This window comes from Nonomuraea sp. KM90, from assembly GCF_052246675.1.
In the GTDB taxonomy this organism is placed as follows: Bacteria; Actinomycetota; Actinomycetes; order Streptosporangiales; family Streptosporangiaceae; genus Nonomuraea.
Map to the genome: position 1 here is coordinate 1 of NZ_JBQQCB010000217.1, position 10,603 is coordinate 10,603.

Genomic DNA, 10,603 nt, shown 5'->3' on the forward strand with positions numbered 1-10,603 from the left:
GTTCGCCGCCGGTCGTGCGGAGGGCGGGCGGCCCGGCAGGGCCAGGCGCTCCGCCAAGGTGAGACCCGGCGACCACCAGTACGGTGGGAGCTCGCGCACCGGCGCGGGCGGCCGGCTCCCGGCGGAACCAGGCAGGGGCCCAGGTAAGAGCATCGCGCCGTCCCTTCGGTACGGAAGACACGAACAGGATCCGGCGGCGGGGCTCCGGCGACATCCGGGAAACTACGGAGAGATCAGGGGCTCCGGAGGCTCCGTAGTTTCCCGGATGTTGCGGGCGGACGATCACTTGATCCTGTTGTGGACTTCCGCGTCGAAGGGAAGGCACGATGCCGCAGATCGAGTTCCGGATCCTGGGCCCCCTCCAGCTCGGCCACGGCCACCACATGATCATCAAGAGCCCCAGGCAGCAGGTCGTGCTCGCCGCGCTGCTGCTCAACCCGAACCGTCCCGTGCCGGTGGATTCCCTGACCAACGCCGTGTGGGAGGGCACACCGCCGGAGGGAGCGCGCCACCAGTTGCAGAACTGCGCCTGGATGCTCCGCCGGCGCATCAGGGACCTCGGCATGTCCGGGGCCGAGATCACCGCCTCCCCCGCGGGATACGCCATCCACGTCGACGAGTGCCGGCTCGACGTCACGCTGTTCGAGCGGCAGCTCGCCGAGTCCAGGCGGCTGGCCGCGTCGGGACGGCTCGCGCAGGCGTCCCAGCAGATCAAGGCGGCCCTGTCTCTCTGGCAGGGGCCGCCGCTGTCCGGCGTGCCCGGCCGGGTCATGCGCAGGGAGGCGGCCGGGCTGGCCGAGCGGCGGCTGTCGGCGCAGGAGGACTGGATCGATCTGGAGATGGCGCTAGGCAGGGGCTCGCAGGTGACCGCCGACCTCTATCGGCTGGTCGCCGAGCAGCCGTTCCGTGAGCGGCTGCGCGCCCAGTTGATGATCGCGCTGCACGCGTCGGGCCGGACGGCCGAGGCGCTGGCGACGTACCGGCAGGCCCGCAGGCTGTTCGTGGACGAGCTCGGGCTGGAGCCCGGCCCCGTGCTCAAGGGCGTGGAGCGCGGGATACTCCAGGGCGGCGCCGCGCTCCGGCCCGCCGGCCTGCCGTACGCGTTCGGCACCTAGCGTTCGGCACCTATAGCGTTCGGCACCTAGGCGCGCCGCCGCCGGCGCAGCACCGCCCAGCGCAGCAGAGCGCCGACGACGACCGCTTCCGCGCCGAGGAGGAGCACGGCCGCCGTGGCCCCCCACAGCCCCGCGAGCGTCTCGAACCACAGCCGGACGACGAGGAACGCCACCGGCGCGAGGACTGCCACCGACACCAGCGTGTACGAGGCGTGCAGCCACCTCGCCCGGCGCGGGTAGGCCCGCACCCCCGCGGGCCCGTGTCGCAGGAACGCCGCGGCGAACCGGAACGACTCCCCCTGCAGGTCGGCGGTGGACGTCGCGTGTTCGAGCATGTGATAGCCGTCGAGCCGGAGCACCGGCAGCAGGTTGACCAGGACGATGGTGACGCCGGAGAGCAGCAGCGCGGCGAGCGGGGGCCGCGACCAGCCGGGCCCCCACAGCCACAACGCGCCGAGCGGCACCAGGAGGGCCAGGTTGACGTAGATCCCGGCGAACGCCGTCGCCACGCGCTGTCGTGCGCTGGGGAACGTCACGACGTCGTCGACCTTGCAGTAGGGCGCGATCAGCGGGAAGCGCCACATGACGCCGATCTGGGTGGGTAGGCCGCCGTAGCGGTGGCAGGCCACGCCGTGGCCCAGCTCGTGCAGGGCGTACATGAGCCACGCCAGGAGCGCGGCGAGCGGGGCCCACTCCGGCCGCACCGACGAGTAGAGCGAGGGCCAGTTCAGCGTGACGAGCACGCAGATCGCGAACCCGGCCACGGCCAGCGGCGCGGCCACCGCCGGGTGCAGCAGCCAGCCCGCGCGCCGCCCGATCGCCGGCACAAGGCCGGCCGCGCCCGGGATCGGCATGCGCCGGTGCAGCGCGGAGCGCCCCTCGGACCTGCGTGCCAGCTCCGCCTTCTCCCTGATCAGGGCCAGCTCGTCCGGGCCGGCGGGGTCGAGGAGCTGCCGGTCGGCCAGCAGGCCGAGCAGCCGCTGCCAGTGCGCGGCGTCCAGCCTGCGGCCGAAGCGGCGGGCGTACTCGGCGCCGATGTCGGCGAGGCTGCGGGCGCCGTCGAGCCGCCCCATCAGGAACGCCTCGCGCGGCCCCACCTGGAAGTAGGCGCGCGTCTGTGCGTCGGCGACATAGTGGATGGTGGCCGGGCCCCTGGCCAGGGCGGGCCCCACCCGCACGGCGCTCCTCAGCCGGGGGCGGGCGTCCTCCAGCCAGGCGGCGTCGCTCGTGTCGCTACCGGTGACCGTCATACCGGGCTCACCGGCTGTGGAGCCAGGATGCGCTCGGCGACGTACGACAGGTAGACCTCGTCCAGGATGGAGGCGCCGAGCCGGTTGTTCGTCATGTGGATGTAGGAGCTGAGCAGCACCGTCGCCAGGTCCTCCGGGCCCGGCGTCCCGCCGGGGAACTCCAGCTCGCCCCGGTCCGCGGCGGCGAGCACGCGGGCGCGCAGGTCCCGGCAGTGCGACAGCCAGGTCCGTTCCATGCCGGACGGCTCGGCGGCGCCCGCCGCGAGTGCCCGGATCCTGGCCAGCCGGGGTGCGAAAGTGTCCCGCGTCAGCTCCAGGCTCCTGTCGAACGCCCCGTGCTGGTCGCTGGACGGCTCCTGGTACGCCTCCTCCCAGAAGGTCCTGTACCGCTGGAAGAACAGGCGCACCGCGGCGTCCTCCTTGAGGAACGTGTAGGCGGCGATCAGGGTGAGCTGCGCGGCCGAGCCCAGCAGAACAGGTCGGACATGCAGGTTCGACGTGGCGAGGAGCTGTGCCACCAGGTCGCTCGACTGCTCGAAATGCCATTCGGCGATCCGCATGCCGGTCGTGCCGCCGTACCTGCCGAGCTCGGGCTCGTACGGCAGCAGGGCGATGCTGTTGTTCGGGCGGAACGGCATCATGCCGTCGGCGCCGTACTCCTCGTTCCAGCTCTCCTCGCCGTACTCGGCCAGGTACATCTTCTTGAACAGGTCGGCGAGCCCTTCGGTGTCGGTCTCGTACAGGGCGGGGCGGCGCCTGAGGAACTCCTCGATCGCGCCGACGGCCCGGCGGGTGACCTCCTCCCGCGCCGCCGGCGACGCCGGCTTGAACCGCAGGCGCAGGTGCGGCCCCTCCTGCCAGTACTTGATGAAGAACCAGCCGCCGATCAGGCCGTCGTCCCTGAGCCGCCGCACGAGGGGGCGGACGGCCTCGACGACGATGGGATTGGTGTCGCCGGCGTAGAAGACGTGCAGCGCCACCCACTCGTCACCCATGCTGCTCCCTTGCCGTGTCGTAGAGCTCGATCAGGTATTCGCTGACGTGCGGGCGCCCGTGCTCGTCGCGGAGCCAGAGCTCGTCGAGCCCGGGGCTGCACTCGGTCAGCACGATGCGCGACGAGGCGGCGCGGGCGAGCTGGTCGAGCAGGCGCAGCGACAGCCAGCTGCCGAAGTCGACGGGCAGCGGCTTGCGCGACGGCCCCCGCCCGTTCTCCCGGCGGCCGTTCACCTGGGCGAAGACCTGCTCGGGAAGCCCGTGCTCGCGCCGCCACCTGAGCACCCTCAGCAGGTGCTCGCTGTCGGTGTGGCCGGGATCGCGCAGCGGAAACGCCGCGGGGGCCAGCTTCCACATGCGGCGCTGCACGACCAGGTCGCCGAGCACCAGCCGCGGGTACGCGGTGACGCCGTCGGCCGGCACCGGCCGCCCGGTGCCCGCCCACAGGTCGATCGGGGCCATGCCCGCCGGGGAGAAGCACATCAGGACCTGCTGCACCTCGGGCAGCGCCATGGGCAGCAGGAAGCCCAGGTAGAGGGGCACCACCTCGCGGCCGAGCCGCTTGGACACCAGCTTCACCCGCCCCTCGTGCGGGTCGTGCTCCAGCACGAGGTCGTCCAGGGGGATCTGCTCGGACGGCGGGCGCGTGCTGACGTCACCCGAGCAGACGATCTCGTGGTCGGTGACGCTCGGATGGATGTTCAGGTTGGTCGTCTCGTAGCCGCCACGCAGCTCGGCGAGCACCGCTCCGGCGGGCGTGTGCCGGCGCAGGACCCCGGCCAGCAGGTGCCGGGCGCCGGCTCCGCCGGCGTCCAGACAGTGCGCGAACCTGGAGAACATCAGCGTCGATCCCGCGTACGCCTGGTTGAGCACCAGCCTGCCGGCGGCCTGCTGGACGAAGAACGACCACGGCTGGTCGAACCGGCCGCCGGGCGGCAGGTGGCCGCGCACCGCCTCGACGAAGTCCGGGCCGAGCCGGATCTCCTCCGCGTTCTCCGGCACGTCGCGCAGGTACAGCGACGCGGCCTCGCGGGCCCTGTCGAGAGCCTCGATCTCGGCGAGCCGGAACCAGTTCTCCTGCGGCACATAGGCGTTGTCGTCGTCGAAGGGCCGCCTGCGCAGTAGACGCCCCGCGTACGGGGCGAAGAAGTCGCGCTGGAACTCGTGGCAGAAGCGCTCCACGTCCTCGCACCGGCCGCCGGCGCCGTACCGAGCCAGGAAGAAGCCCAGGGCGGTCAGCCGCCGCGGCAGGCTCAGGTCGAAGGCGGGCAGGATGTCGGCGAGCGCGGCCAGCGACGGCAGCGCCGCGGCCTCCCACTCGGCCCTGTCGGTCTCCATCCCGTCGAAGGTGATCGTGGTGTCCTCATAGACCAGGGTTCGGGGCAGCGCCTTCTCCGGTGCCCCGACCAGGGAGAACGCCTCGCGTACCCGCGAGCGGAGTTCGTCCAGCACGGCGGCCCGCTCTCTGGCCGGCGTGGCCGGGTAGCGGTCCACGAGCCCGCACACCCGCGTGAGCACCGCGGCGACCTCCCGCAGCGCCGGGTGCGGCTGCCGGGCCAGAACGCCGGTGTAGGCCGCCGCCGGGTCCGGCGCCCGCAGGTCGATCTGGAGGTCGGGCGCCACCAGCAGCCCGAGCCGGAGCAGGTGCCCGAGCAGCCGTTCCACCGCTTCCAGGGTGCGTCCGGCGTCCGCGGCGGCCACCTGGGCGGCGAGGTCGCGCAGCGTGAGCCTGGCGTTCCTGGTGACGGCCACGACGTCGTCCAGCGCCGGCCCGCTCGGCAGGAAGAACAGGTCCTCGTGCACGTCGTCGAGCGAGACGGCGGCTTCGGTGTCCGTGCCGGCGATCGTCCTGCGCCGGATGTACCGCATGCTCTCGCCGTCGGCACCGGCGCCGGGCGCCAGCGTGACGACGATCTGCGAGCGCAGGCCGGGGTCGGCGAGGATGGCGGCCGACAGGCGCGCCAGCACGGCGACGTTGAGCCGTACGGACGAGCGCTGCCGCAACGACGCGGGCTCGGGCAGCGGCCGGCCGGCGCCGGAGGCGAAGCGCCCGAGGCCGACCGCGGTGAGCGTGCTGAACGGGCTGGTCTTCAGCGCGGCGCGGTAGAGCAGCTCCAGCAGGGTCCGCTCGATCTGCCTGCCGTTCTTGTCCAGCGCCCTCGACGGGTCGAGGTAGCGGTCCATGCTGCGCTCCAGAACCTCCGACTGCAGCAGCACCGCGCAGCGCAGCCCTTCGTCGGCCAGCACGGCGCGAGCCCTCCGCCTGGCGGCGGCGACGTCGGCGGCGAGCAGCGGCCCGCCCTCGGCCAGCAGGTCGTCCAGCGCGGCCATGGACTGCCGCCACCGCGCGAGCAGGGCCTCCACGTCCGGGGTGAGCAGCGGCGCGGAGGCGGCCAGGACGGCCGGGCGCGGACGGCGGGCGTTGAAGACGTCCCTGCGCAGGTTGATCAGCGCGGCGCGGCAGGGGTCGCCGCGGTCCAGCCCGGCGACGGCGCGCTCCAGCTCCTCGCGCAGCCGCCGGCCCGCCGCGTCCCTGGCGGCCTCGCCGTCGAGGACCCGCTCGGCCCACGCCGTCGCCGTGCCCGTGCGCAGCTCGGCGGCGGCCTGCGCGGGCAGGCCGGCCACGCGGAGCAGGAACGCCTCGCCGAGCCGCCAGCGGCGCACGTCCGCGCCCAGGAGGGGCGGGGGATGCGGGAGGACGTCGGTCATCGCGTGGTCCCTTCTCGCGTGGCGGCTGCGAAGCCGTACAGGGCGTGGTCGTAGCGGAGCCCGGGGGTGCGTTCGCGGCCGAGCAGGATGAAGATCAGGCTGTTCTCGCCGGTGCCGGCCGTGCCGAGCAGTTCGTCCACCCCGGGGTTGTCGAGGCCGAGCACGGCTCCGCAGCCGATCCCGCGTGCGGTGGCCGCCAGGTAGGCGGTCTGCGCGGCGTGGCCGGCCTCGATGTTGAGCATCCGGTAGCCGCGGGCCCCGTACGCCGCCACGAGGTCGTCCAGCCGGCCGGTGACCACGAGGATCGCGCCCACCTCCGGGATGCTGTAGTTCGCCAGCGCGTACAGGCGTTGCAGCCGGGTGACGTCCACCGGGCCGCCGGGGACGAGGCCGCCCCGGGCGGCGTCGTAGGCGTAGGCCCGCCGTTCCAGCCCCTCGACGCCGATGGAGATGACGTGCAGGCCGGTCCACGGATGCTCGCGGGGGGCGGGGGCGACGTCCGTGCCGGCCAGGCCGGCGCCCGCGACCGCCGAGAGCACCCAGGCCAGGTCCCCGGCGGCGAGCGGCCGCGCGCCGCTGAACAGGCCGAAGCTCGTCCGCCGCCGGCGCAGGCTCTCTCCCAGGTCGAGATCGCCGTCCGCGGGGACGGGCCGCGGCAGGGGTACCAAGGGACCGCCTCCCTGCGGGCGGGCCGCGCCGGAGCGCGCCGCCTGCGGTGCCGGGCGCGGCCGGTCGCCCACCAGAGCGGCCGCGTGCACGCGGCTGACCAGCTCGAACGTTCGCACCCTGCGCGAGGCCTCCCATACCGGACGCGGCCGGCCCGCGTCGATTCGCGCCGGCGGAGCCTCGTACGCGGCGGCTCGGCCGAGGGGCAGCACGACGAACGGCGCCTCATCGTGCCCGTCCACGCCGAGGACCTCGCTGACAGGCTGCTCGTCGAACCACAGGACCGGCTCGACCGGCGCTCCCCGGGCGGCCAGGACCAGCCGCCAGGACGCCAGCAGCGCGCCCACGTCCTGGGTGACCACGTGGTAGCTGAAGGTGTTGTACTTGAAGGCGTTCTTCCAGAAGCGCACGGTGGCGATCACGTACAGCTCCGCGCGCGTGCCGGTGGCCGCGGCGATCGCGTGGCGGCGGTCGCCGTCCGACAGCAGGTCCAGGCTGTGGTGCGCGGTGTCGTAGTGGTAGACGCCGGGCGGGAGCGGCCCCGAGCGGCCGGTGACCAGATAGCTCTCGGCGGGGTACATGCCGCCGCCCGACGCCGTCGGCCGCGCCCAGGCCGCCCGGTCGGAGCGGAGCTTGGTGTCGCTGTCGTCGTTCCAGTTCGGCTCGGTGCGGCGGTCCGCCAGCCCGTTGCACCCGAGCAGGGAGGCCAGCGCCCCGAGCGGCGGCGCCGTCGCCGCGGCGGGCCCGCACGCGGCCCGCACGACCGCGTCGGTCGCGGCGTGCGGGGGCGCGAACGACGGCTCCGGCAGCGGCACCTTGACCACGTCGGTGTACAGCTTGTGCCTGGACGGCTGGTCGGCCCAGTCGACCTGGAACCCCAGCGGAGGCAGCGGGACGCGCTGCCGGTCGAACACGCGGCGCGCGTAGTCCAGCGCGGTCGCCGCGTCGCTCGGCGTACTGACCACGGTCTCTCCTACGGGAAGGGATGCGGGACGAGGTGGAGTTGCTCGGGCCGCAGGGGGTGCGGCGTGCGGCCCGCCCGGTAGGGTGCCCAGCGGGTCCGCGGCATGGACAGCACCCGCTGCCTGCGCCAGCCGAAGTCGATCGGCACCAGCCCGGGCGCGAGCGTGGCCACGGTGTGCAGGCCCATGGCCCGCTGCTCGGGCGTGGTCTGGTCGACCACCACGGTGTCCAGCCCCGCTCCGGCGAGCAGGCCCACCAGGTCCCGAACGGCCTGGGCCAGGTCGGTGACGGGCGCCCGCGCGGCCTCCCAGTCGGCGAACGCCTCGCGGAGCGGGACGCGGCGGGACTGGCGGAGCCAGTGGTCGGCGTGCGGCGCCATCTCCGGCAGGCCGAACAGCAGCGCGTGGTGCGCCAACTCGGCGACGTGGTCGTAGTCGGCGGCCATGTGCTCGACGTGCTCCAGCGACGCGGTGACCCGGTCGTCGAAGCCGGTGACGTAGGTGGCGGCCTCGCACACGGCCGCCCGTACGGCGTCGGCGGGGTCGAGCGACGCGCCTCCGGCGAAGCACAACCGCCCGTACCCGCCGTCGCGCCGCACGGCGACCGCGCCCACGGCGGGGACGGGCAGGTCCACTCGGATGTCGAAGCACCGCAGGTCGTAGCCCATCAGGTCCACGTGTGCGCGCATCTGCCGCACGAGGGGATGCGCCACCGTGTCGAGGTCAATCTCGGACGGTGTGAGCCCGGCGTACCAACTGATCAGGAACGCGTCGCGCTCGATGAGCTCCAGCAGGCCGTGCAGGACCGCCTCGGTGACCGAGCTGCCGGACGCGCAGCCGCTGGAGCACTCCTGGATCGTGTTGCGGTGGTCCGAGCGGTGGTCCAGGTAGTAGACGAGCTGCTCGGGCACCAGGACGGCGCGGTCGTCGCGCAGCGACCAGCCCCATACCCAGGGGACTTCCGGGTTCTCGTGCCAGGGGACGTACTTGTCGGCGTGCGCTCGGTAGAAGCCCGGGTCGTAGAGCCCGCACTGCTCCATGTCGACGTGCGGGGAGTCGAGCTCGCCCGGCCGCGCGCGGCGCGCCACCGCCACGCGGCGGGGACGCTGGCCCGCGTCGCGTTCCAGCCCTTCCAGCACGGCCAACAGCTCGCTCCTGGCGTAGCTCTCGGCGTGCCCGCTCCAGTACAACTCGTGGAAGGCGTACTTGCTGCGCACGAGGAACCGGCCCGTGGCGGGGGCGGTGGCGGTGGCCTGGTACATGCGCAGCGGCGGCCGGCCCAGCATGCCGCAGACCGGGTTGGCCAGCGCGTCCATCGGCAGGCGCAGCTCCTCCGGCGCCAGGCCGCGCGTCGCCCCCGGGCTCGCCACCGGCGCGGGGGCCAGCGGGACGCGGGCGCCGTCCGCGCTGTCCGGCGACGGCGCCGCGCAGCGTTCGCACGCCGAGTCCTTGATCAGCCGGTAGCGGGAGATGCGAGCATTGCGCGTGCTGACCTCCCAGACCGGCTGGATGGCGGCGCCGGGCACGGTCTGCTCCGTGGCCGCCTCGACGAGCGCGGCGACGATCGCGACCACGTGCGGGGCCGGCGCGGCCGGCGCCGAGGTGACGACCCCGCGCGCCTCCTCCAGGATCTGCTGCTCCAGCATCGACCGGCAGCCGGTCCAGCGGCGGTCCAGGCACCTGGGGCACGGGCCGCCGCCGCCCGGGGTGGCCGCCACGATGATCGTCTCAGCGTCGAGGCGGACGCTGACCGTGGCCGCGGGATCCGCGGGGAGCGCCCTGGGCAGGCCCAGGCCGGCGACGTCAACGACGGGCTCGTGCTCGCCGAGCGCCGCCAGGAGCCACTCCCCCGCGGTGGCCGCGGGGGACGGTCCGAGGGGGGTCTCATGTGTCGAAATCATCGAGGAACGCGGACCTTCCGTACGGGTACGGGCGGGCAGGGGGCATGGGCGGGCATGGGCGGGCATGGGCGGGCATGGGCGGGCATGGCCGGGCATGGGGTGCCCGTGGCGGGGTGAGGCGGATCGTGGCGGACCGGTTCGTGAGGGGTCGCGCGACCGGAAGGTGCTGCGGGCCAGGGACCTTTGCCAACAAGCCTTGGCCCGCAGCCTTGGGCCGTCAGGCGCAGCTTGAGGTGCTGCTGCTGGTGGAGCAGCAGCTTGAGGTGCTGCACGAGCAGCAGCTTGAGCAACTGCACGACGAGCTGCACGCACCGGCCACCGCGTCCGGAGCCACCATCATGTCCATCGACGGGTCGAGGCTGTCGACCACCTCGAACGTGGCCGCCTCGAGCTCGAGCAGCTCCAGGTTGAGAGATTTCATGGTCTACCTTTCTCGTACAGAACGATCACTTGCTTGCTTGCACGGAACGGGCGTGACGCTCTCGGCCGGCGTGGGCGCCGGCCGTTCACCTCCTCTCGTCGCGGAACAGCAGGACCCGGACGACGTTCGTGACCTCCGCCAGGTCCGGAGGGGTCAGCACGACCGCCCCGGCCCGCAGGCCGGCCCGGCGCAGGCGGGCGATCAGCAGGTCGTCGTCGATGGTCCCGGCCGGATCGGGCTCCTCGTCCGGCGACAGCGGGGACGACAGCGGGAACCCGGTGAGCGCTGGAGCCGCGGGCGCGCACGTCGCCGTCCAGCCCGTCGGGGACGAGGCGAGCCGGCGCGTCCCCACGATGGCGAGCAGCGCGGACTCGGCCGCCTCCAGCCACGTCCGTCCCGGCCGTGCGACGAGATCGTCGCCGGCGGCGCCGGTGATGCGCACGATCGCGACGGGGACGACGCCGCGCGCCCGGTAGAACGTGATCCGGCAGCCGTCCGCGCGGGCCTCGCGCACGAGCATGGCCACGCGCTCCAGGCGCCGCGGGTCATCGTCACCGTCGCCTACCCTGGCACCGGCACCGGCACC

Annotated in this window: 8 protein-coding genes; 1 reads left to right on the top strand and 7 read right to left on the bottom strand. The window is 74.0% G+C overall.

What is annotated here, in order from left to right:
* The first annotated feature begins 326 nt into the window (after positions 1–326).
* On the top strand, positions 327–1,115 hold the full coding sequence (locus tag ACTWPW_RS60990; RefSeq protein WP_443174542.1) for an AfsR/SARP family transcriptional regulator: 789 nt from the start codon (positions 327–329) through the stop codon (positions 1,113–1,115).
* Between the two features lie 26 nt (positions 1,116–1,141).
* Here ACTWPW_RS60990 and ACTWPW_RS60995 read toward each other — a convergent pair whose 3' ends face one another.
* From ACTWPW_RS60995 to ACTWPW_RS61025, 7 genes are all read right to left on the bottom strand, one after another.
* Positions 1,142–2,365: a hypothetical protein gene (locus tag ACTWPW_RS60995; RefSeq protein ID WP_443174543.1), complete on the bottom strand. Its 1,224-nt coding sequence runs from the start codon at positions 2,363–2,365 to the stop codon at positions 1,142–1,144.
* Entirely contained in the window at positions 2,362–3,360 is a 999-nt protein-coding gene (locus tag ACTWPW_RS61000) for a thiopeptide-type bacteriocin biosynthesis protein (protein WP_443174544.1), read from the bottom strand. The genes ACTWPW_RS60995 and ACTWPW_RS61000 overlap by 4 nt, the downstream gene beginning before the upstream one ends.
* On the bottom strand, positions 3,353–6,067 hold the full coding sequence (locus ACTWPW_RS61005; protein WP_443174545.1) for a lantibiotic dehydratase: 2,715 nt from the start codon (positions 6,065–6,067) through the stop codon (positions 3,353–3,355). Before ACTWPW_RS61005 ends, ACTWPW_RS61000 begins: the two co-directional genes overlap by 8 nt.
* Complete coding sequence (locus tag ACTWPW_RS61010) at positions 6,064–7,698, bottom strand: SagB family peptide dehydrogenase (protein WP_375112727.1); 1,635 nt, start codon at positions 7,696–7,698, stop codon at positions 6,064–6,066. Before ACTWPW_RS61010 ends, ACTWPW_RS61005 begins: the two co-directional genes overlap by 4 nt.
* Before the next feature lie 8 nt (positions 7,699–7,706).
* Positions 7,707–9,596, bottom strand: a complete 1,890-nt coding sequence (locus tag ACTWPW_RS61015) for a TOMM precursor leader peptide-binding protein (RefSeq protein WP_443174546.1) — start codon at positions 9,594–9,596, stop codon at positions 7,707–7,709.
* A gap of 217 nt (positions 9,597–9,813) precedes the next feature.
* Positions 9,814–10,017: a hypothetical protein gene (locus ACTWPW_RS61020; RefSeq protein ID WP_375112729.1), complete on the bottom strand. Its 204-nt coding sequence runs from the start codon at positions 10,015–10,017 to the stop codon at positions 9,814–9,816.
* Between the two features lie 85 nt (positions 10,018–10,102).
* The coding region (locus ACTWPW_RS61025) for a hypothetical protein (RefSeq protein ID WP_443174547.1) at positions 10,103–10,603 on the bottom strand (501 nt) is incomplete at its 5' end.

Coding starts and splice junctions, on each gene's coding strand:
- ACTWPW_RS61000 (WP_443174544.1), bottom strand. CDS start 3,360: ATGGGTGACGAGTGGGTGGCGCTGCACGTCTTCTACGCCGGCGACACC.
- ACTWPW_RS61015 (WP_443174546.1), bottom strand. CDS start 9,596: ATGATTTCGACACATGAGACCCCCCTCGGACCGTCCCCCGCGGCCACC.
- ACTWPW_RS60990 (WP_443174542.1), top strand. CDS start 327: ATGCCGCAGATCGAGTTCCGGATCCTGGGCCCCCTCCAGCTCGGCCAC.
- ACTWPW_RS61005 (WP_443174545.1), bottom strand. CDS start 6,067: ATGACCGACGTCCTCCCGCATCCCCCGCCCCTCCTGGGCGCGGACGTG.
- ACTWPW_RS61020 (WP_375112729.1), bottom strand. CDS start 10,017: ATGAAATCTCTCAACCTGGAGCTGCTCGAGCTCGAGGCGGCCACGTTC.
- ACTWPW_RS60995 (WP_443174543.1), bottom strand. CDS start 2,365: ATGACGGTCACCGGTAGCGACACGAGCGACGCCGCCTGGCTGGAGGAC.